Source organism: Heyndrickxia sp. FSL W8-0496, assembly GCF_038007825.1.
Taxonomy (GTDB): Bacteria; Bacillota; Bacilli; order Bacillales; family Bacillaceae_C; genus Heyndrickxia; species Heyndrickxia oleronia.
On record NZ_JBBOXX010000001.1, the window covers coordinates 698,811 to 720,835 of the forward strand.

Annotated in this window: 20 protein-coding genes; all 20 read left to right on the forward strand. The window is 36.1% G+C overall.

Annotated features, from left to right (window positions below; translation table 11 throughout):
• Positions 1 to 22 precede the first annotated feature (22 nt).
• The 20 genes from NST63_RS03725 (at position 23) to NST63_RS03820 (ending at position 22,019) form a co-directional block, all read left to right on the forward strand.
• Positions 23 to 163 carry a hypothetical protein gene (locus NST63_RS03725; RefSeq protein ID WP_212945469.1) on the forward strand — a complete coding sequence of 47 codons (141 nt, stop codon included), beginning with the start codon at positions 23 to 25 and terminating at the stop codon, positions 161 to 163.
• Between the two features lie 45 nt (positions 164 to 208).
• Positions 209 to 3,262, forward strand: coding sequence for an ATP-binding protein (locus NST63_RS03730; RefSeq protein WP_341041307.1), 3,054 nt, complete (start codon positions 209 to 211; stop codon positions 3,260 to 3,262).
• Positions 3,259 to 4,368: a response regulator gene (locus tag NST63_RS03735; RefSeq protein WP_212945471.1), complete on the forward strand. Its 1,110-nt coding sequence runs from the start codon at positions 3,259 to 3,261 to the stop codon at positions 4,366 to 4,368. Before NST63_RS03730 ends, NST63_RS03735 begins: the two co-directional genes overlap by 4 nt.
• A 545-nt stretch (positions 4,369 to 4,913) precedes the next feature.
• Positions 4,914 to 5,636: a GntR family transcriptional regulator gene (locus NST63_RS03740; protein WP_341041308.1), complete on the forward strand. Its 723-nt coding sequence runs from the start codon at positions 4,914 to 4,916 to the stop codon at positions 5,634 to 5,636.
• 359 nt (positions 5,637 to 5,995) lie between these two features.
• Positions 5,996 to 7,072 carry an ABC transporter substrate-binding protein gene (locus NST63_RS03745; protein ID WP_242598293.1) on the forward strand — a complete coding sequence of 359 codons (1,077 nt, stop codon included), beginning with the start codon at positions 5,996 to 5,998 and terminating at the stop codon, positions 7,070 to 7,072.
• Positions 7,073 to 7,087: 15 nt separating this feature from the next.
• Entirely contained in the window at positions 7,088 to 8,155 is a 1,068-nt protein-coding gene (locus NST63_RS03750; protein WP_341041309.1) for an ABC transporter ATP-binding protein, read from the forward strand.
• Between the two features lie 4 nt (positions 8,156 to 8,159).
• Positions 8,160 to 9,083 (forward strand): ABC transporter permease, encoded by a 924-nt coding sequence (locus tag NST63_RS03755; RefSeq protein ID WP_071974836.1) that lies wholly within the window; start codon positions 8,160 to 8,162, stop codon positions 9,081 to 9,083.
• Positions 9,080 to 9,877: an ABC transporter permease gene (locus NST63_RS03760; RefSeq protein ID WP_341041312.1), complete on the forward strand. Its 798-nt coding sequence runs from the start codon at positions 9,080 to 9,082 to the stop codon at positions 9,875 to 9,877. The genes NST63_RS03755 and NST63_RS03760 overlap by 4 nt, the downstream gene beginning before the upstream one ends.
• Before the next feature lie 289 nt (positions 9,878 to 10,166).
• A complete protein-coding gene (locus NST63_RS03765) occupies positions 10,167 to 10,889 on the forward strand; it encodes a GntR family transcriptional regulator (protein ID WP_180212266.1) in 723 nt (240 codons plus the stop codon).
• 100 nt (positions 10,890 to 10,989) lie between these two features.
• Positions 10,990 to 12,345, forward strand: coding sequence for a M20 family metallopeptidase (locus tag NST63_RS03770; protein WP_212945472.1), 1,356 nt, complete (start codon positions 10,990 to 10,992; stop codon positions 12,343 to 12,345).
• Between the two features lie 37 nt (positions 12,346 to 12,382).
• The gene (locus NST63_RS03775; protein WP_180212264.1) at positions 12,383 to 13,936 is read left to right on the forward strand and encodes an ABC transporter substrate-binding protein; all 1,554 of its coding nucleotides are present in this window, start codon (positions 12,383 to 12,385) and stop codon (positions 13,934 to 13,936) included.
• 75 nt (positions 13,937 to 14,011) lie between these two features.
• Positions 14,012 to 14,929, forward strand: coding sequence for an ABC transporter permease (locus NST63_RS03780; protein WP_180212263.1), 918 nt, complete (start codon positions 14,012 to 14,014; stop codon positions 14,927 to 14,929).
• Between the two features lie 11 nt (positions 14,930 to 14,940).
• The gene (locus NST63_RS03785) at positions 14,941 to 15,867 is read left to right on the forward strand and encodes an ABC transporter permease (RefSeq protein ID WP_436580532.1); all 927 of its coding nucleotides are present in this window, start codon (positions 14,941 to 14,943) and stop codon (positions 15,865 to 15,867) included.
• A gap of 15 nt (positions 15,868 to 15,882) precedes the next feature.
• Positions 15,883 to 16,875, forward strand: coding sequence for an ABC transporter ATP-binding protein (locus tag NST63_RS03790; RefSeq protein WP_341041316.1), 993 nt, complete (start codon positions 15,883 to 15,885; stop codon positions 16,873 to 16,875).
• On the forward strand, positions 16,872 to 17,897 hold the full coding sequence (locus NST63_RS03795; RefSeq protein WP_341041317.1) for an ABC transporter ATP-binding protein: 1,026 nt from the start codon (positions 16,872 to 16,874) through the stop codon (positions 17,895 to 17,897). Before NST63_RS03790 ends, NST63_RS03795 begins: the two co-directional genes overlap by 4 nt.
• A 40-nt stretch (positions 17,898 to 17,937) precedes the next feature.
• On the forward strand, positions 17,938 to 19,059 hold the full coding sequence (locus NST63_RS03800; RefSeq protein WP_341041318.1) for an NAD(P)/FAD-dependent oxidoreductase: 1,122 nt from the start codon (positions 17,938 to 17,940) through the stop codon (positions 19,057 to 19,059).
• A 116-nt stretch (positions 19,060 to 19,175) separates the two neighbouring features.
• Positions 19,176 to 19,499 (forward strand): (2Fe-2S)-binding protein, encoded by a 324-nt coding sequence (locus NST63_RS03805; protein WP_071974725.1) that lies wholly within the window; start codon positions 19,176 to 19,178, stop codon positions 19,497 to 19,499.
• On the forward strand, positions 19,489 to 20,577 hold the full coding sequence (locus NST63_RS03810; protein WP_341041319.1) for an NAD(P)/FAD-dependent oxidoreductase: 1,089 nt from the start codon (positions 19,489 to 19,491) through the stop codon (positions 20,575 to 20,577). The genes NST63_RS03805 and NST63_RS03810 overlap by 11 nt, the downstream gene beginning before the upstream one ends.
• 37 nt (positions 20,578 to 20,614) lie before the next feature.
• Complete coding sequence (locus NST63_RS03815; protein ID WP_212945473.1) at positions 20,615 to 20,944, forward strand: (2Fe-2S)-binding protein; 330 nt, start codon at positions 20,615 to 20,617, stop codon at positions 20,942 to 20,944.
• Between the two features lies 1 nt (position 20,945).
• Positions 20,946 to 22,019 (forward strand): NAD(P)/FAD-dependent oxidoreductase, encoded by a 1,074-nt coding sequence (locus tag NST63_RS03820; RefSeq protein WP_341041321.1) that lies wholly within the window; start codon positions 20,946 to 20,948, stop codon positions 22,017 to 22,019.
• Positions 22,020 to 22,025: the final 6 nt, after the last annotated feature.

Below are 22,025 nucleotides of genomic sequence, written 5' to 3' on the forward strand. Positions count from 1 at the left end.
CTAACCTTAATGGGGCGTTTTTATGGTAGTGAAAAAAGAAATGTTGGCTGAAGACAAAAGCATGGGTTACCAAAAGGGCATGTCATATAGTTGTTCAGATTTTGTTCATGGAATCTATGTTAGTATCTCAAAGGGAGTTGATATAAAAAAAAGAAAGACATAAGATGGAAACATACATAAAATTTAATTAATTTTTGGAGACATGATAATGAAAAAGAATCTATTAATTATCGTGAGCATTATCATGCTGTTTGTTATTGTCTTTTTCTTAGGGAATAGGCATTATTTCTTAAACGACGATCCGCGGATGGTGAAAAATGGTATCGCGAGTATTGACTCGGAACAATTAAAGAAGCCTATAAAGCTAGATGGGGATTGGTCCTTTTATCCCAATGTTTTGATACCCGCAGGGGAAAAGCTAGATAACTATAATAACAGGAGGACTACGATTGAAGTTCCGTCTGATTGGCATGAGTATGTTGAGCCGAATGACGAAGGTCTTTCTGTGGGGACTTACCATCTAAAAGTAAAGGTGCCGATTGATGCGGAGTATGGCTTATATATTCGGGCTATCCGCCAAGCCAATCGTGTTTTTATAAATGGGGTAGAGGTAGGGGCAAAGGGAAATCCTAGCACAGTTTTGAGTGAATATGGTTCAGAGAATGATGATAAATATACGGTATTTGCTCGAAGTATCAATCGTGAACTGGACATTATTATTCAAGTTACTAATTATTATTCATCTCGTGCAGGCATTATTTTCCCGATTCAATTTGGTACGAAAGAGGTCATCCAGACACATTACCGATGGAAAGTGTCAGTAGATGCCTTAATAAGTATTGGGCATATTGTCTTAGGAGCAATTTATATTCTTGCATATGTGCAAAATCGGAAACGGAAAGAAGAACTATTCTTTGGTCTCTTTACAATAGCATTAGGGCTATACATGTCATTTATTAACCAAAAAACGTTTTTTCTATTATTTCCTGATATTCCGCCTTTGAAGCAACTTCATTTTCAGTTAGGAGTAATACCCATTGCTCTAATGTCATTAACCCTTTTTATCAATTTTATGTATCCACAATTACATAAAAAAAGAACCATCTATATAATAATGATTTTGCTTGGTATCGTTTTTGTTTTCTATGGTATATATAATCCAATTACAAAAAATCTTAGAGCTACCTCAGAGGAGGAATCCTTGTATAGGAGTATAGCCTATATTGGGGTTACTGCACCTATCATTTTCTATAATGTGTGGACCCTGTTTCGGGTTATGGTGAATCGTCTTGAAGGGATTCGCTATGTTTTAATCGTTGTTTCAGCTATTTGCTGTTATACTATTTTACTCATTCTTAACTTTTTAGTGGGGATACCTATTGATTATACTGAAATCGTATTGTTTTTACTTGTGATATTAGGCTTTTCTTCGCTATTAAACTATCGATCCAATGTAGCATTTATGAAAATAGAAGCATTATCAGATGAATTACTTAAACATAATGAAATGAAGGATGAATTTTTACTTAAAACATCACATGAACTACGAACTCCCCTTAATGGTATTTTAAATCTAGCAAAATCATTAATGGAAGGTGCACAGGGACCATTGAAGCGTCCTCAACAGGAGCAAGTGATATTAATTCATAATGTTACACAGCGCTTAGGTTATTTAGTGGAGGATTTGTTGTTTTCCTCCAATCAAATGACTGGGGAAGTAAAAGTTTCTCCAGTTGAAGTTTCAGTAGCCGTTATCAACGAAGTAGTAGAGGAAATTCGGAGTGTCATGCCAAAGGATAGCCAAGTACGTTTAATCGCTGATGTAGACTTGGAACTTCCATCTATGTTTACCGATGAATTACGCTTTAAGCAAGTACTGTATAATTTATTGCATAATGCCATAAAACATACAAAGTCTGGGGAAATTATTGTGGCGGCATATGTCAATCAGCAACATATGATGATTGAAGTTCGAGATACAGGTTCTGGTATTCCTCCACAAGATTTGGACCGTATCTTTAATGCCTTTTATCAAGTAAATCATCAATATAAAAAAGAAGGGCTCGGTTTAGGTTTGAGTATTGCTAAAAATATTGTCGAGAAATTAAACGGTGAAATTCATGTGAAAAGTGTGCTAGGCGAAGGCACGACATTTACATTTACAATGCCACTTGCAGTGCAAAAACAAGTGATCAATGAGCAATCAGCTACGCTTGCTCCGTATCCATCCACAGAGGTTCTTAAACTTAATTTACCTTTAATCTATAAAGGGAATGATAAGAAAATACTTGTGGTGGATGATAACCATGTGAATATCAAGGTGTTAGCCGACGCATTAGCTCTTAAGGGATATACAGTAATAGCTGTTGATAATGGCTTTGATGCAGTAGACTATGTTAAAACAAACCAAGTAGATTGTATGTTAATTGATTTAATGATGAATGGGATGTCAGGGTATGAGCTATGTAAACGAGTACGTAAGCACTATGACATGCTAGAGCTTCCAATCATTGTTTTAACAGCCATTATGAAGCATTCTGATCTATTGCTAACCTTGCAAGTTGGTGCTAATGATTATTTACAAAAGCCTGTTTCGATGGATGAATTGTTTATCCGAATTGAATCTTTGTTAGCTGTTAAACAATCTTCAATTGATGCAATTGAGGTGGAAATGAAGTATTTGTTTTCACAGGTTACACCGCATTTTGTCTATAATACTCTTAATACAATTATTGGTATGAGCTATACAGATATGGATAATACACGAGAAGCGCTTTACTGTTTGGCAACGTATTTCCGAGCTAAGCTTAATGTTCATTATCGTAATAGTTTTGTTTCCATTGAAGAAGAGATTGAACTTGTAAAGGCATACTTGTATATCGAAAAGATGCGCTTTGGTGATCGTTTAACGATAAAATACGATATTGATGAATCTATTGAATTAATGATTCCTGCATTATCACTTCAGCCATTGGTAGAAAATGCTGTTTTTCATGGCATTTCTAAGAAACCAGAGGGCGGTACGATTGAAGTAAGTGTACAACGAGAAGGGCAATTTGTTCGTATTAAAATATATGATAATGGTGTTGGTATTCCAGAGGGAAAACTGCAGCAACTATTAAACGAGGAAAGCTCTCGTATTGGTTATATGAATCCATTAAAAAAATTTAAATTAATGAAAAATGCTAGTTTTCGTTTATACAGTGAGGAAGGAAAAGGGACAACCATTGTCATTCTATTACCGGGGGGTGGCGGTGCATGAATATAATTATTGTGGATGATGAAAAAATGGCTATTGATGTGTTAAGTATCATCCTAAAGCGACTCACACAATTTCAGGTTTCGATAAAAGGGGCATTTACGAATGCAGTAGATGCCCTCCACTTCCTTGAAAAAGAATCGGTCGATGTTATATTTTTAGATATCGAAATGATCGATATTCAAGGCATACAAGTGGCGAAACAACTAGTGAAAAGGAACCCATTCCTACAGGTGATATTCGTAACAGCACATTCCCAATTTGCCATTGATGCATTTGAGGTTGAGGCAACAGATTATTTATTAAAGCCTGTTCATGAAAACCGACTGATCAAAGCGTTAACTAAAGTCCAAAAAAGATTGAAACTACAAATGGAGGAAAATAAAGAACACGAAAAGAGCCTCCTATATGTTCATACTTTAGGTAGTTTTTATTTACATAATACTCAGCATGAAGTAATGAAGTGGCGAACAAGAAAGGTACGTGAGCTTTTTTTATACTTATGGTTACATCAAAAACAGCCTATGGCAAATGCAGTCATCATTGAGGAGTTATGGCCAGATTTAGATTTTGAAAAGGCATCGAGCAATTTACATACAACGATTTATCAATTAAGGAAGCTTCTCAAAGATAATGGTCTTAAAGAACCAATTTTATTAGTCAATAACCATTATCAATTAAATGTTGAGATGAAAAGCGATTTAGATGAACTCAACGCATTATTAGATCAAGAAAATCACGATGACGTGTCCATTCAGAAACTCTTAAATTGCTATGAAAATGACTTTTTAGCAGAGGAAGAATATTCTTGGGCTATTCATATACGATCCTACCTAAAGCAAGGCGTATTGAATATCCTCGAAAAATATACAGAAAATTCAACCTCCACCAATTCACTATTAAAATATAATTGCCTACAAAAAATGCTAGAACTCGATGAATTTAATGAACAGTATATGTACCAACTATTAGAATTCCTAATCAAACAAAACAAAAAACAACAATGCATAGAATACTATAATCACATAAAAAGCAAACTAATCGAAATAGACTTACCCATTCCAGAGGAGATCCAAAGAATATATAACGATTACATGAAAGAAGCATAGGGACGGTTCTTCTGCTTCCATTTTGGATGCATGGTATTCCTCTGATTTTGTCGAAAGCTTAATAGATAGATAAGGAAGAAAGGAAACCTCCATAGAGAGAAATCTCTTTGGAGCTCTCCTTTCTTCCTTTAGTTTGGATAGCTGGAATTAAAAGAGTAGTCTTTAAATAATCTTAATGAGTTCTTCTACGTTCGCTCCGAAAAGTGGATTGACGGGTGTGGAATACTACTCCAATGTTTTTGTGTAGCCTCTTCTAATAGAACTGCATCCGTCATTTGTTTTTTTGCTTCATAACAAACATCAAAAAAGCTTATTTGCGATATTTATAATAAATTCATTTAAGTAGTCCAAAAGAAACACATTAATCCTTTAAAGTAATATATAATAACTAAATATTTAAAATTAACTAAAAACTATATTGATTATCTATTTTATTGCTGTTATACTTTAAAAAAATAAATTTTCTAGGCGTTTAAGTTAAATGATAGTAAACTTAAATTGTGGAAAGAAAGGATATAATATTATAACAATTTAAGGAGAATTACATGAAAGTAAACAAGAATTTACCTACACCTTTATATCATCAAGTAAAGGATTACCTAGAAGAAAAAATCATTTCTGGTGAATGGGAACCAGGTTTTCAGTTACCAACAGAAAAGGAGCTATCGTCCCAATTTCAAGTAAGTAGCATTACGGTAAAAAGGGCGATTCATGATCTGGTAAACAAAGGAGTTCTCTATCGTCAAAGAGCAAAAGGGACTTTTGTCAGTAAAAGAGAGGATAAAGATATATACCAGCTCGTTTCACTCCGGAATGAAGCGGATGAATCAAAACACCATCCCCATAAATCATTGTCATTCAAGGAAGAAGAAGCTGGTGTGAAAATTGGTAAGATGCTTGAAATCAATGCAAAAGAAAAAGTTTATAAAATTCACAGATTAAAAATTGAAGAAGAGACGCCAGTAGGAATCGAATATACCTATATCCCAAGTTCCCTATTTCCAGGTCTCACAGAAACAATGATAGAAGATGACCTTTTCTATAATGTTTTTACGAATAAATATGGGGTGAAATTAGAGAAAGCCAAAATCTTTTTCTCTACCATTATTGCAGATGAGTATGAAGCAGCCCTTTTAAACATACCTAAAGGCGAGCAGCTATTTGTATTAGAGAGGTTTACACATACAGAGGATCAGCAAATTATTGAATACTCAAGGTTTATTATTAGGCAAGAGAAATCCAGGTATTATATCGAAGTAAAGCTATAAAAAATATCTTGTAATTTTACATATAATTTTTAATTTAAAAGAATATAATATTATAATTTTATAACTTTAGTTTAGTGGATTTTTAGTTAAAAGAGGATTACATGAACTAATGAAAAATTGGAGTTAGATATTACCGCTTATCGTCCTCTTAGACATACTCAAAACGTAAGCATTGTTGAAGTATTACCGTTCACTATATTGGTTTTTCACCTTTTATGTATTCCCAATAAGAAATTTTATTCTCAAAGATTATATGATTAAAATCTTAAGGGGATAAAATTTCAGAATTGTCACAATAAAGTTGATTTTGTAGTAGATGTTATTTGGTTTTATAACAAATTGAACAAGGGGGAAATAAGTTGAAAAAACAATTCTTTGTATTATTCATTTGCCTTTTCCTTATGATGATGTCAGCATGTGGGAACAAAACAGGAAATAAAGCGAATGAAGGTAACGGTAGTGACAAAACGTTAGTTTTAGCGGCTTATGGTGGTAGTTATGAGAAAAAAATGAAGGAATCAGTTATTCCAAAATTTGAGAAGAAGTATGGTGTAAAAGTTAAGTATATAACCGGAAGCTCGGTTGATACATTATCAAAGCTACAAGCACAAAAGGATCACCCACAGATCGATGTTGCTTTTTTAGATGATGGACCACAAGCACAAGCAAAAGCCTTTGGACTTTTAGCACCATTAGATGAAAAAGTAGTTACGAATATGGAACATGTTTATGACATAGCAAAAGATGAAGATAATATTGGGATTGGCTTTGGAATTATCTCAACAGGGCTTGCCTATAACAAAGAACTATTTGAGAAAAACGGATGGGAGCCATTAAAATCATGGAATGATCTAGCAGACTCCAAATTTAAAGGGAATTTAGTATTACCATCGATTGCAAATACTTATGGTGTCCACTTGCTCATCATGGCAGCAAAAGCTAATGGAGGAAGTGAAGAAGATATAGAGCCGGGCTTTGAAGCTCTGAAAAAAATCGCAAAGAATGCCGTAACGTTTGATAAAACAGCCGATGTATCTAACTACTTCTTACAGGGACAAACAGTAGCGAGTGCGTGGGGAAGTAGTCGGGTGTATACATTGCAGGACACAGGTTTCCCGATTGAATATGTTGTACCTGAGGAAGGTGCGATTGCATTGATGTCAACAATAAGTGTCGTAAAGAATGCACCTAATAATGATTTAGCACAAAAATTTGTAAATTATGTATTAAGTGAAGAGGTTCAAAAGGATTTTTCACAAGCGCTATTTGATGGTCCCGTTAATAAAAATGTGAAACTAGAAGGAGAGATTACGAAGAAGATTCCATATGGTCAGGAGGAAATTGACAAATTAATCAAAGTAAATTGGAAGCTTGTCAATGAAAAACGTGCGGAATGGACGGAAAGAGCCAATAAAGAAATTGAAATCTCGCATTAATGAAGAGGTGATAGGATGAGTTATTTAAGTTTGCAGGATATTGTTAAAAGTTTCAATCAAGTTGAGGTTGTAAAACAGCTAAGTTTAGATATTCAGCAAGGTGAGCTCATATCATTTCTAGGACCATCCGGATGTGGGAAAACAACGACCTTAAATATGATTGCAGGTTTTTTGGATGTTGACGGAGGAAGAATCATGGTGGATGGGGCACCTGTTCACTTACTTCCGCCAAATAAAAGGGAAATGGGCATGGTTTTTCAAAATTATGCTCTATTCCCCCATATGACCGTATTTAATAATGTAGCCTATGGATTAAAGCTCCGTAAGGTTCCAAATAATGAAATCAAAATTCGAGTAGCAGAAGCATTAGAAATGGTTAGATTGTCTGCCTTTGAGAATCGTTACCCAAGGGAATTATCAGGGGGACAGCAGCAGCGTGTTTCGTTGGCAAGAGCGTTGGTCGTTAAACCAAAGGTGCTTCTTCTAGATGAGCCTTTAAGTAATCTTGACGCGAAGCTCCGCCAAGAAATGAGAGAAGAAATTGTAACAATCCAGAAACAGGTAAAGATTACGACGATATTCGTTACTCATGATCAGGAGGAGGCACTTGCTATATCTGATCGCATTGCTGTTATGAATGAAGGATGTATTGAACAAGTCGATGATCCCACAACCATTTATAATCATCCCAAAACGGATTTTGTATCGAAATTTATTGGTGAAGTAAATCAAGTACAAGGGAATGTTCTTGAGAGCTTTGAAAATAATGTATGTAAAATTAGCTTTTATGGTAATGAACAGCTTGTGCCTGTTCAAACCTCTGGAAATAAGGAAATGAGTTTCTTTATTCGACCGGAAAGGATCAAAATATCACAGGAGGAAGGTGGGATTGGTTTCAAAACAAGAGTCGAAAGGAAAATATTCCTTGGTTCAAAAACAAGATATATTTTAAATGTGAAAGAGAAAAAACTCATTGCAGATATTTCAAATACAGAGTTGAATCCCCATCATATTGAAGAGGGAAAGAGTGTTTATACCCATTGGGAGCCTGAGGACTTATTACCTTCAAAAGAGGTGAGTTGAGACGATGCAAGGAGAAATCGCAACGAATCAAGATCAATCATTGTTAATACAGCAAAAAAAGAAGAAAAATTTCAGGAAAAAACTTGATATTTGGTTATTACTATTACCTACACTACTTATCTTCATCTTTTTCTTTTTAGTTCCTTTAGTTTTTCTATTTGTAACTAGCTTCAAAACCTTTGATGCGAATAGTGGAATTGGAAATGAATGGACGTTTCAAAATTATATCAAATTCCTAACTGATTCCTTTTATTTAAGTGTATTATGGCGGACTGTGAAAATTGCGCTACTTACGACATTCATCACAATCATCATATCCTATCCAGTTGCCTACCAAATCTCAAAGGTTAAAGGGAGATTAAAAAACTTCTTAACTCTTATCGTATTATCGCCATTATTAATAAGTATGGTCATCCGCTCTTATGGTTGGGTCATTATTCTTTCTAATAAAGGAGTCATTAATAATACATTGATGGATTTAGGGATTATTAATCAACCACTTACCTTACTTTATACAGAATTCAGCGTTATTTTAGGGATGATTCATGTGTTGTTTCCCTATATGGTGTTAACGATTATGGGATCTCTCGAAAGAATAGATCCGTCTGTCATTAGGGCATCGCAAAATCTTGGAGCAAGTTCTGCAAGAACCTTTTTTTCAGTCATGTTGCCGCTAACTTTACCAGGAATCTTTGCTGGTTCAGTGATGGTATTTAGCTTAAGTGTTAGCTCATTTGTCACACCAGCCATTCTTGGTGGACCCCAAGTAAAAGTAATGTCTTATTTAACCTATGAACAAACGGCTGTGATGTTGAATTGGCCATATGGTTCAGCAATTGGTTTCCTTCTCATCTTTTTAGCCATTATTACGATCATTATCTATAGTAGAATATTAGCTTATTCTGAAAAAGGAGTGGCTATTCAATGAGAAAAAGACTTCCAAAACTTACGTTAAATACATTTTGTATCATCGTATATCTATTTTTACTGGCACCTATTGTCGTTGTTTTATTTTCATCCTTGACGAAGACAGAATATATTACGTTTCCACCAAAGGGTTTGACATTACGCTGGTACACCGAATTAATCAATCATCCTGAATTTATGCAATCGTTTATTTTGAGTATTGTTGTCGCATTAGGAACGGCAATATTTTCAACAGTTATTGGCACTCTAGCATCACTTGCAATTGTAAGAAATCAATTCAAGGGAAAAGAAGCAATTGTACAGTTAGTCGGTTCACCACTTTTAATTCCGTCCGTCGTGTTTGGGGTCGCACTCCTTCAATATTATTCATGGATTGGTCTTGCCGCCAGTCCGCTTGCCTTGATTATTGGACATATCATTTTAACTGTTCCTTTCGTGCTACGTTTAGTCGTTGCTAGTTTAGTAGATTTTGACCGTTCCATTGAACGAGCTGCTATGAATCTAGGAGCGAGTTCCTGGAAGGTATTTTTCCACATTACCCTACCAATGATCAAATCCGGAGTGATTGCGGGCTGTATCTTTGCCTTTATTACTTCCTTTGATGATTTGACTGTAGCCTTATTTATCGTTAGTACGGATGTTGTAACCCTACCAGTAAGAATCTATACGTATATGCAATACCAATACGACCCTATTATTACATCTATCTCAAGCATCATGATTATATTGACCATTATATTAATGATCGTAATTGAAAAGGTATTAGGTGTTGGCAAGGTATTTGCATCTAAATAGGGACGGTTCTTGTGCTTCCATTTATGGTATCTGGTACTCCTCGGATTTTAAAAAGCTTAGTAGATATATTAAGAAGATAGGAAGGCTCCGTAGAGAGAAATCTCTTTGGAGCTTTAGTGAGATAAATAATAATTAAATATTTTAAATTAACTAAAAATAATGTTGATTATCTATTTTATTGCTGTTATACTTTAAAAATAATAATTTTCTAGGCGTTTAAGTTAAATGATAGTAAACTTAAATTGTGGAAATAAAAGATATAATATTATAACAATTTAAGGAGAATTACATGAAAGTAAATAAAAATTTACCTACACCTTTATATCATCAAGTAAAGGATTACTTGGAGGAAAAAATTCTTTTAGGTGAATGGGATCCTGGGTATCAATTACCGACAGAAAAGGAGCTTTCAGCCCAATTCCAAGTAAGTACCATCACTGTTAAAAGGGCCATACATGATTTAGTCAACAAAGGAATTCTATATCGTCAGAGAGGAAAGGGAACTTTTGTAAGCAGAAAGGAGGATAAAGATATATACCAGCTCGTTTCACTGCGGAATGAAGCAGGGGAAGATAAACACCACCCACATAAGTCATTATCCTTTAAGGAAGAAGAAGCCGGTGTGAAAATTGGTAAAATGCTTAACATTCATGCCAAAGATAAAGTCTACAAAATTCACAGATTAAAAATTGAAGAGGACACTCCCGTTGGGATTGAGTATACATATATTCCGAGTTCCTTATTTCCAGGTCTCACTGAAACGATGATAGAAGATAACCTTTTCTATAATGTTTTTACGAATAAATATGGGATGAACTTAGAGAAAGCCAAAATCTTTTTCTCTACCATTATTGCAGATGAGTATGAAGCAGCCCTTTTAAACATATCTAAAGGCGAGCAGCTATTTGTATTAGAGAGGTTTACGCATACAGAGGATCAGAAAATTATTGAATATTCAAGATTCATTATTAGACAAGAAAAATCGAGATATTATATTGAAATTAGACTTTAGTGATATAAGGTCTAATTTGTACTCATAAAATATAAAGTTATAATATTATATTTTTATATTTTAACTTATTTATCCCAAACCTGGAAAGGATGAAGCTCGAATGGAAAAAGTTTTTCGGTACATTGAAGATCATGCTGATATGTATCTTGATTGGTTAATCGAAGCATGTAATCAACCTAGCGTATCTGCCCAAAATCGGGGAATGGTAGAAATGAAAGAGCTTGTAAAAAGATTTCTAAATATGATCAATGTTGAGGTTGAAGAAATAACAACAGATGGATATCCGATTATTTATGGCGAACTAGGAGAAGGTCATGATAAAACACTCACATTCTATAATCATTATGATGTACAGCCTGAAGACCCAATTGATCATTGGAAAAGCCCTCCATTTGAAGCCAGCATAAGAGAAGGGAAAATTTTTGCAAGGGGGGTTGCGGATAATAAAGGAAACCTGATTGCTCGAATATGTGCTGTACATGCCTATCAACAAATATATGGAAAAGTACCTATCAATCTTAAATTTATCTTTGAGGGAGAGGAAGAAGTAGGAAGTCCACACTTGGAATTTTTTGCGAAAGAGCATCCTAACAAACTTAAAACAAATGGAATCATTTGGGAAGGTGGTTCGAGAGAAGTTGAAAGCAAACGTCCACATATTGGATTAGGTGTGAAAGGGATATGTTATGTTGAATTAACTTGTAAGGGAGCCAATACGGACTTACATTCTTCAGAAGCAGCAATTATTGAGAATCCAGCTTGGAGGCTCATTTGGGCATTGAGTACATTGAAAAATGAACAAGAAGAAATATTAATTGAAGGATTTTATGACGATATCGTCCCATTGAGTGATTTAGACAAAAAGTTTATTGGATCGATGATTTATGATGAGGAAGCTACAAAGAAATTATACGGAATATCTAAATTTTTGAAAAATGTATCAGGAGATGCATTAAAGGAAAGGTTGACTGCGGACCCGACATGCACAATATGTGGAATTGAGTCAGGCTATATCGGAGAAGGGTCAAAAACCGTCCTTCCATCAATTGCAAGGGTAAAATTAGATTTTCGTTTAGTCCCCAATCAATCACCCGAGAAAATTGCACAATTGTTAAGAAATTACTTAGATAAACATGGATTTAACGATATTGAGATTAAGCAAGCACATGGTTTGCATCCATTTAATACAGATCCTAATCATCCATTTGTAAATACTGTTCTTAAAAGCATGGATGAAGTTTATCAAGAACCACCTGTTATTTTGCGCAATTTAGCAGGGTCAAGTCCAATGTATAAAATGTTAAAAAATACAAATATTCCAGCAGTACAAATAGGTGTCGCTAATCTCCAATCTAATTATCATGCGCCGAATGAGAATATATTCATTGATGATTATATTCAAGGAATTAAGGTTACAGCCGCAGTTATTAATAATTTTAGATGGAAAATAATCTGAAATTTTAAAAATTATCAATGGGTAAAGGGGAAAAATTATGAAAAAGTCTTTTAGGTTCGTTCTTGTGGCTTGTATTATTATGGCATTCATGATTGCTGGATGTAGTAGCAAATCTTCTACAGGGGAAAGTAGTAATGGAAAAAAGGGGAAAGACAAAACTACATTAATTTTAGCACAAAGTGCTGATATTACGACATTAGATCCGCAAAATTCGTTAAGTACAACCGGTGATCGTGTGTTTAGGAACATGTTTAGTCGATTATTCAATAGGGACGATAAAATGGAAATTCAACAAGAACTAGTGGAATCATACAAAAATGTTGATGAAGTAACATGGAAGTTTAAGTTAAAGGAAGGAGTAAAATTTCATAATGGGGATTCTTTGACTGCTGAAGATGTCAAATATAGTCTTGAACGAGTGATGAAGGATCAGACATTAAAGGAATTTCCGTATTTTACACAGCTTTCAAAGATAAATGTTATTGATGACTTGAATTTTGAAATTATAACGGATGGTCCTATGCCTACATTATTAAGACTTTTAGCCAAAAGTGGCGCAGATATCATGCCGAAAAAATATATCGAAAAAGTAGGGATGGATGAGTTTTTAAAGAAACCAATCGGTTCTGGCCCCTATAAATTTGTTAAATGGGATCGTGATGATCGAGTTGTTTTAGAAGGATTTACTGATTATTTTGGTGGATCACCGAAATGGAAGGAAGTCATTGTGAGAGCAATACCTGAGAGCTCTACTCGAGTCGGGGAATTACTAACTGGGGGAGTAGATATTGCAACGGATATTCCACCGAATGAATGGGACCGAGTAAATGGAGAAGAGGGTGTGTCACTGTTAAATGGAGATACAACTCGTGTCATGCTTTTAGTTGTTAGAACAACAAAGGGGTTTGCTACTTCTGACCCAAAAGTAAGGGAAGCGATTGACTTAGCTATAAATGAAAAGGCAATTGTTGATTCTGTTCTAAAAGGGACAGGAGTCCCTGTTCGAACACGTGTACCTGAAGGGGTAGTTGGTTCTAATCCAGACTTATATAACACGTATGAATATGATCTTGACAAGGCAAAAAAATTATTAGCGGAAGCTGGTTATAAGGACGGACTAGAGATTACATTAACAGCACCGAAAGGAAGATACCCACTTGATGGAGAGGTGGCTCAATTAGTAGCGAGTATGCTAGGTGAGGCGGGTATTAAAGTTAATTTAAAGTTACTTGAGTCTAGCGCGTATTTAGATGAATATAATTCAAACTCCAATAAAGAATTGTTGATGATTGGCTTGGCAGATGGGTTGTTGGATGCTTCTTATTCATTGGTTCACTATACAAAGGATCGTGCAGCAGGACAAACCGATTATTACAATCAGGAGGTAGAAAAGCTTTTTCATGATGCCGGAAGAAACTTGAATGAAGAGGAACGAATCAAACAGTATCAAGAAATTCAATCCATTGTTGCTGAGGAGAGACCACATATTTTCTTATTCCAACAAAATGCTAACTATGGAGTTTCAGATCGGGTTGCATTCCAAACAAGGTTAGATGAAGTAATTAATTTTTCGGATATTTCTTTGAAGTAAGTTGTTGTTTGGGAGATGAAAATGAACGGGACTGGGAAAGAAAAGCTAGTCCCGTTTCTGAAAGGAGACTAAGAATTGAAGAAGTATCTGGTGAAGAGATTGCTACAAATTATACCAGTTTTATTTATTATTACATTTGTCGTATTCGTTTTAGTTTATCTAGCTGGTGACCCGGTTGCTTTAATGTTGCCAGAAGATGCTTCTGAAGCTGATCGAGAAGCGTTGAGAACAGCACTTGGACTTAATCAACCATTTTTATATCAATATTTTCATTTTATCGGTGATTTAATTCAGGGGAATTTTGGAACATCATTTCGCTATCATCAAGAAGCTTTGCCATTAGTATTAGAACGGCTTCCCGCTACTTTTGAGCTAGCAGCTGCTTCTATGTTGATTGCCATAATTATTGCCATCCCATTAGGGATTTTTTCAGCACAAAAGAGAAATAGCTTTGTAGATCTATTCATTACAGGTGGATCTGTTTTAGGAAAGGCAATGCCGAGTTTTTGGCTGGGAATTATGCTTATTCTCATGTTAGCCGTAAACTATCAAATATTTCCGGTTTCAGGCAGGGGAACATGGGCTCATTTAATTTTGCCAGCTATTACTCTAGGAACTGGGGTAGCAGCTGAAATGACAAGGTTAGTTCGTTCAAGTATGTTAGACATTTTAAACCAGGATTATATCCGGACAGCAAAAAGTAAAGGGGTAAGTGAGACACTGGTTGTTTACAAACATGCCTTTCGAAATTCACTGATTCCAGTTGTAACGATTACTTCATTACAAGTAACCCATTTAGTAAGTGGTGCATTAATTACCGAAACTGTCTTTTCTTGGCCTGGACTAGGGCAATTATTAGTTCAAGCGGTCAATGGTAGGGATATGGCAGTGGTACAAGCGGCGGTTTTCGTTATTGCTATTCTAGTTATTTTAATTAACCTCATAACCGACCTCATTTATCGTTTACTTGATCCAAGAATTAATTATTCATAGGGGGTGAAGATGTGGAAGTAAATGTGAATCAGGATCAGGTTGTTAACGTAAATAAACCGGTAGCAAATACGAAACATAACCATTTTTTGCGTTTAATAAAATTATTACTGCAAAGTAAAACGGGCACCATGGGGTTCATCATTGTCTTTGCTGTTGTGTTTATTGCTATTTTTGCAAATATTTTAGCTCCACATAACCCTGCTGCAAATAATCTAGGAGACATGCTGAAGCCGCCTGCTTGGTTGGACGGAGGTTCTACGACTTATCTACTTGGAACGGACAATTTAGGGAGAGACATTTTAAGTAGAATTATATATGGGACTCGAGTGTCATTGTTAGTAGGAATTTTTTCCGTAATTTTAGCAGGTATCATCGGCATCTTAGTTGGAATATTGGCAGGATATTATGGTGGAGTAATCGATAATATCTTAATGAGAATCGTGGATTCCTTCCTTGCAATACCAAGTATTCTATTTATTTTAGTTGTTCTAGCTGTATTTGAACCTAGCATTATGGTTCTCATTGTCGTCATTGGATTTACCAACTGGGTTACATATGCAAGGGTAGTAAGGGGCGAGGTACTAAGTATTAAAGAGAGGGAGTTTGTAAAGGCATCAAAGTCCATCGGGACAAAAAATGCAACGATTATGTTAAAGCATATATTTCCTAATATTATTTCCTCTTTTATCGTTATTTCGACTTTAAGTGTTGCTACAACCATTATCTTAGAAGCTTCCTTAAGCTTTCTAGGATTAGGAATACAGCCCCCAACTGTTTCATGGGGAGGAATGTTGACGGATGGTAGGAATTATCTAGCTACGAACTGGTGGCTAGCAACGTTCCCTGGGATTGCCATAACAATTACCGTTCTTGGGATTATCTTTTTAGGTGATTGGCTTCGTGATGTATTAGACCCACGAACACAAGGAAGAAAATAGGAAGGGGGGAATAACATGGCTAAAACTCAAACACTATTAGAAGTGAAGGATTTACAAACACATTTCTTTACAGACAGTGGAACGGTTGCTTCTGTAAATGGTGTTTCCTTTTCAGTGAGAAAAGGAGAAACAGTTGGTATTGTCGGTGAATCAGGATGTGGAAAAAGTGTAACGTCTCTTTCTCTTCTACAATTGGTTAGTGAGCCTGGAAAAATTGTTGGTGGGGAAATACTGTTCGATGGAAAAAATTTATTGAAGTACTCCAAGCGGGAAATGCGGCAATTAAGAGGCAATAAAATTTCAATGATATTTCAAGAGCCATTAACTTCCTTAAATCCAGTGTTTACTGTTGGAAGTCAAATATCAGAGGCGATTCGACTCCATCAAAATGTAGATAAGAAAGAAGCGAAAAAGAAAGCAATCGAAATGTTAAAAAAGGTTGGAATCCCGAGAGCGGAAAAACACTATTTTTCCTTTCCACACCTACTTAGCGGAGGAATGAGGCAAAGGGTCATGATCGCAATGGCATTATCCTGTAATCCACAATTACTAATTGCGGATGAGCCGACAACTGCTCTTGATGTTACCATTCAAGCGCAAATTTTAAAGCTAATGAAAAAATTAAGTGAAGAATATGGAACATCCATTATTATGATTACTCATGATTTAGGTGTAGTGGCAGAAATGGTGGATCGAGTGATTGTCATGTATGCTGGTCAAATTGTAGAGCAAGATAATGTTTTTAACATCTTTAAGAATCCAAAGCATCCTTATACAAAGGGATTACTAAATAGTACACCAAAAATACACCAATTAAAGGATCAATTAGAATCGATTGAAGGAAATGTACCTATTCCTTCTGAATTGCCTGTTGGATGTAAGTTTCATCCGCGCTGTCCTTATGCGATGGATATTTGTAGAAAACAAGAACCTTCATTAGTTCAAGCTAAAGATGGTTCTGAAGTAAGATGTTGGCTTCATAGTGACGAAGAGGTGATTAATCTATGACTGTTACCACCAACGATGATACGAAAAAAGAGCATGAAACCCTATTAGAAATTGAAGGGTTAAAAAAATATTTTCCTATTTCTACAGGTTTTTTTGGAAAAACAAAGCAGTATGTAAAAGCTGTGGATGGAATTGATTTAATTGTAAAAAAAGGAGAAACATTAGGGATAGTAGGCGAATCAGGATGTGGAAAATCTACAACTGGAAATACTATTTTACGATTGCTTGAGCCTACAGAAGGAAAAATCATTTTTGAAGGATCTGATATTACGAAACTATCAGAACGAGGAATGCAAAAAATAAGAAAAGATATCCAAATGGTATTTCAAGATCCATTTTCCTCACTTAATCCTAGAATGAGAGTATTTGATATTATTGCAGAACCACTTCGAACTCATAAAGTAGCAAAAGGAAAGGAATTAGAGCAAACAGTTTATGAATTAATGGAAACAGTTGGGTTAGATCGATCATTCTCTGGGCGATATCCCCATGAATTTAGTGGTGGGCAAAGGCAAAGAATCGGAATTGCTCGTGCACTAGCTTTAAAACCGAAATTAATCATTTGTGATGAGCCTGTTTCGGCTTTAGATGTTTCTATTCAAGCACAAATCTTAAATTTATTAATGGATTTACAAAAAAAATTTAATTTAACCTATATTTTCATCGCACATGGTATTCCGGCAGTTAAATATATAAGTGATCGAATCGCTGTCATGTATATGGGAGAAGTTGTCGAGCTATCATCAAAAGAAGAGCTTTTTAATCATACACTTCATCCATATACTCGTGGCTTAATATCTTCTGTTCCGATCCCAGACCCAACATTAAGAGAGCGTAAGGAACAGTTTATTTTGGAAGATGATCTACCTGACCAAACGGATTTACCAAGTGGTTGCCGATTCTATACAAGATGTCCATTTAGAAAGCAAAAATGTAAAGTAGAAAAACCAGAATTTAGAAATGTTGGGGATGAACATTTTGTATCCTGTCATTACCCAATAAATGTAAGTACTTTATCTTGATAGAGTACCGGTAGAAAAAATAAAGAAGGGCAGTGAAGGAATGAAAATAATTGTAATAGGTTCAGGAATTGTTGGAGCTAGTACAGCTTACCATTTGGCTAGAAAGGGAGCAGAAGTAATTATTATTGATAAACAACATGAAGGTCAAGCGACTGCTGCTGGCGCTGGAATCGTATGTCCATGGATTTCTAGGGTTGATGATCCAGATTTTTACACCCTTGCTAGAGGTGGTGCCTGCTACTATCCGAAACTTGTTTCCCAACTAAAAGAAGATGGTGAAAGCAATCTTGGATATGGATTAGTAGGTGCTTTAGCTGTTAGTACTAACGAGGATGAATTAAATGTGATTGAACAAAAGGTTAGAGAGCGTCAATCAGAAACACCGGAGGTAGGAGTTGTTAGTCGATTATCTGCCGAAGAAGCACGTCAACTATTTCCTCCTTTAAGAGAAGATCTACAAGCTGTCCATGTCACTGGAGCCGCTAGAGTAGATGGTCGATTACTAAGAGATGCTCTTAAACGAGGAGCAGAGAAACATGGTGCACAGTCCTATACTGGTGTTGCCAGTCTCGAGATTAAAAATGAGAGAGTAGTAGGAGCTTATGTAAATAATGAATTTATTTCGGCTGACTCTGTGGTTATAGCAGCAGGCGCGTGGGCTCCAGAGTTACTTGCGCCACTTGGTATTGATACGCCGGTTGAACCACAGCGTGGTCAAATTGTTCATTTACATCTTCCAGATCAGGATACATCAAAATGGCCGGTCATTCTACCGCAAAGTAGCCATTATCTCGTTTCATTTGAAGATTCACGGGTAGTCGTTGGTGCAACACGGGAAACTGGCTCCGGTTTTGATTATCGTGTAACCGCAGCAGGTTTAAAGGATGTTCTTCATGAAGCACTCCATGTTGCTCCAGGACTTTCAGAGGGTACTTTGCAGGAAGTAAGAATTGGATTTAGACCAATTGGGCAAGATATTCTACCATATTTAGGACAGATTCCGACTGTAAAAGGAATAGTCATTGCTAACGGACTAGGTGCTTCAGGATTAACAATGGGTCCATATGTTGGTTCACTAGCTGCAAATTTAGCAATGGGTGAAGAGTTGGAAATGGATATTACTGCTTATAATCCTCTTAGAAATCGTTTAAAGGTGAACTAAACTAATCTTGCTGTCTTGAAATAAGCAAGGATTTTTCATTATAAAAGTTATAATATTATATCATTTGAAATATAGTAAATGGATGCGAATAAAGCAAAAGAAAAGTAGGTGTATTCATGCATATCAACAACCATCCAATATTGGGAGAGCGTTTACACGACCCCGTTACCATTTATTTTAATGGAAATCCACTCCGTGCCTATAAACAACAGACTGTCGCTGCTGCATTAATCGCAAACGGTGTAAAAAAATTCGGGGAAAGTCGAAAGCTTATGCAGGCGAGAGGTCTATTTTGTTCCCGTGGCAGATGCTGTAGCTGCTATATGACAGTGAACGGCGAAGACCATGTTCGAACTTGTATGAAAATGGTTGAGGATAAAATGGAGATATTTCCGAATATGGGGGATCCAGATGTAAGGAGAGATAGCCATGGAAACTGATGTACTCATTATCGGTGCAGGTCCTGCAGGATTAATGGCAGCATTTGAAACCGTATCGAGAGGATTAGATGTTGTTGTGATTGATGAATCTAGCTATCTTGGTGGTCAGCTTGTCCAACAAACCCAGATGCTATCGCTTTTACCAGCGCAATTTTCACCAATGAGAGGATTTGAATTAGCCGAGTTATTAATCAGTCAATTAAATGAATATCACGCGAAAATACTACTAAATCATACATTTGTAGGATTATATCAAGATGGAAGTATTGGTGTATCCGATGGCAATAATGTTTTTTCGATAACGGCAAAGAAAGTCATTGTAACAACAGGTGCTGCTGAACGGGCTGTTCCTTTTAAGAAATGGACATTACCAGGTGTGATGACGATTGGTGCAGCGCAAACATTAATCAATCGAAATTTTGTCGTCCCAGGAAAAAAGACAGTCATTTGCGGTTCAAGTGATTTTGCGCTAGATGTAGCGATTCAATTGAAACAAGTTGGCGTTGAAATAGAAGGAATCATTGAGAAATCCAATAAACTAACAGCACTCAATCAAGACAAAATAGCAAGAATAAAAGAAGAACATATCCCTTATTATCTCGATTCCTTTATTACTGAGGTAAAAGGAAATGGTCAGGTTGAAGAGGTTTATGTGCAGCTCGATCAGGAAATAAAAGCATTCCATGCGGATCTTGTTTGTGTAGATGGTGGGAGAAAACCGATTACAGACGTATTTTACCAATTGGATTGTGCCTTTAGCTACCAGGAAAAGCTTGGAGGATGGGTCCCTCAATATAATGAACGCCTCCAATCTAGTCAAAATAGGGTCTATCTAGGTGGAAATGCTGCTGGAGTATCGTTTCATGGAGTTATTCTGCTAACAGGAATGCTCGCCGGAATAAGTGTGTGTGAGGATCTTGGTGCTTTGGAGATTGATGAAGCCAATAGCTTAAGAGATTCATTATTTAAAGAGATAAAAATAATAGAGTCTAAACAAGATCCTCATTTATGGATAGAAAGAATGACACATATTCAAAATTTCCTCCATCCTCAGCTAAAGGATCAATTTATTTCTTAGAGACAACTTACTCTCGAAAGGATGAAAGGAGAATCATATGGATAAAGAAACGATTATTTGTCGCTGTGAGGAGTTAAGTTATGAGGAAATTGAAGAGGTTATTCGTCTAGGTGCGGAATCCTTTGATGATATTAAACGGATCACACGATGTGGCATGGGGCCATGTCAAGCAAAGATGTGTGCTGATCTTGTCTCAGCAATGATTCATGAACAAACGGGAAAAGAGTATGAGGAGATCCCCCTCCCACGAACAAGAATGCCTATATCTCCTATTTCAATAGAAACATTGTCTACAAACAGTCAACATTTTTCTGCTGTGAAGTCGGTTCTTGATGAGGTTGAGCTCGAAGATGGGAAGGTGAGATGAAATGATTACAGCCTATGAAACGATTATCGTTGGAGGGGGAGTCATTGGAAATAGTATTGCCTACCATCTATCTGAACGGTATAAAGAGGGCGTCCTCGTCATTGATAAAAAATATCCCCTTTCCGGTACTTCGGGATCCACCCAAGCCTGGGTTTGGGTACATAATAAAACCCCATCATCCTATGCTGAATTCAGTATGTACAGTGCTGAACTTTATCCCTATTTAGCCAAAAAAATTGGAGATGTGGAATATAAAAGAACGGGTGGGCTCTCCCCATTTTTTAATGAGAAAGATCGTGATAAAGCCAAACGATTAGCAGATTCCTATCGGGAAATAGGAATAAAAATCAAGGTTTTGTCACGTGAAGAAGTGATCGAAAAGGAACCGTCTATTAATCCAAATGTTGCTGGGGCAACGTTTAGCAAAATCGATGGAAATGTAAATCCCTTCAGATTGGTTGATATGTATATGAGAGCGGCAAAGAAGAATGGCATCGATTATTCGTATTATAATCAAGTCCTCGATATTCAAAAGAAAAACGACCAATTCATCATTGTATCCAAAAAAGGTGAGTATATTTGTAAAAACTTGATTTTAGCTGGTGGCACATGGTCGATAGAACTGGGGAAAATGCTAGGAATTCATATACCCGTGAACCAGGTAAGGGGCCAAATTCTCGTAACTGAACCTTTAAAGCCGTTTATCAATTATACGATCAGTGGGATGAGACAGACAAATAATGGCGAAGTATTAATCGGCTATTCTATGGAGGAAGCAGGCTTTAATCGCTCAACTACATTAGATGTCATTCAAGAGACCGCAAATATGGCGAAGTATTACATACCTGATCTTGGTAAAGCAAAGGTTGTCAGAGCCTTTTCAGGTATTCGTGCTGTCCCAGAAGATGGGTTGCCGATTATTGGGAAGGTTCCTTCTGTCAAAAACCTTTATGTCGCAACAATGCATAGTGGAGTCACGCTGTCTCCTTTAGTAGGGACATTAATGACAGAATTATTAGTCGACGGAGATACATCCTTATCGATTGCTCCATATTCGATTGAAAGATTTAAATAAGGAGGA

Bases quoted from the DNA above. Each gene is read 5' to 3' on its own strand.
- NST63_RS03805 (WP_071974725.1), top strand. From the start codon at position 19,176: ATGCATATCAACAACCATCCAATATTGGGAGAGCGTTTACACGACCCC.
- NST63_RS03795 (WP_341041317.1), top strand. From the start codon at position 16,872: ATGACTGTTACCACCAACGATGATACGAAAAAAGAGCATGAAACCCTA.
- NST63_RS03740 (WP_341041308.1), top strand. From the start codon at position 4,914: ATGAAAGTAAACAAGAATTTACCTACACCTTTATATCATCAAGTAAAG.
- NST63_RS03725 (WP_212945469.1), top strand. From the start codon at position 23: ATGGTAGTGAAAAAAGAAATGTTGGCTGAAGACAAAAGCATGGGTTAC.
- NST63_RS03800 (WP_341041318.1), top strand. From the start codon at position 17,938: ATGAAAATAATTGTAATAGGTTCAGGAATTGTTGGAGCTAGTACAGCT.
- NST63_RS03810 (WP_341041319.1), top strand. From the start codon at position 19,489: ATGGAAACTGATGTACTCATTATCGGTGCAGGTCCTGCAGGATTAATG.
- NST63_RS03775 (WP_180212264.1), top strand. From the start codon at position 12,383: ATGAAAAAGTCTTTTAGGTTCGTTCTTGTGGCTTGTATTATTATGGCA.
- NST63_RS03770 (WP_212945472.1), top strand. From the start codon at position 10,990: ATGGAAAAAGTTTTTCGGTACATTGAAGATCATGCTGATATGTATCTT.
- NST63_RS03735 (WP_212945471.1), top strand. From the start codon at position 3,259: ATGAATATAATTATTGTGGATGATGAAAAAATGGCTATTGATGTGTTA.
- NST63_RS03760 (WP_341041312.1), top strand. From the start codon at position 9,080: ATGAGAAAAAGACTTCCAAAACTTACGTTAAATACATTTTGTATCATC.
- NST63_RS03790 (WP_341041316.1), top strand. From the start codon at position 15,883: ATGGCTAAAACTCAAACACTATTAGAAGTGAAGGATTTACAAACACAT.
- NST63_RS03765 (WP_180212266.1), top strand. From the start codon at position 10,167: ATGAAAGTAAATAAAAATTTACCTACACCTTTATATCATCAAGTAAAG.
- NST63_RS03820 (WP_341041321.1), top strand. From the start codon at position 20,946: ATGATTACAGCCTATGAAACGATTATCGTTGGAGGGGGAGTCATTGGA.
- NST63_RS03755 (WP_071974836.1), top strand. From the start codon at position 8,160: ATGCAAGGAGAAATCGCAACGAATCAAGATCAATCATTGTTAATACAG.
- NST63_RS03815 (WP_212945473.1), top strand. From the start codon at position 20,615: ATGGATAAAGAAACGATTATTTGTCGCTGTGAGGAGTTAAGTTATGAG.
- NST63_RS03730 (WP_341041307.1), top strand. From the start codon at position 209: ATGAAAAAGAATCTATTAATTATCGTGAGCATTATCATGCTGTTTGTT.
- NST63_RS03750 (WP_341041309.1), top strand. From the start codon at position 7,088: ATGAGTTATTTAAGTTTGCAGGATATTGTTAAAAGTTTCAATCAAGTT.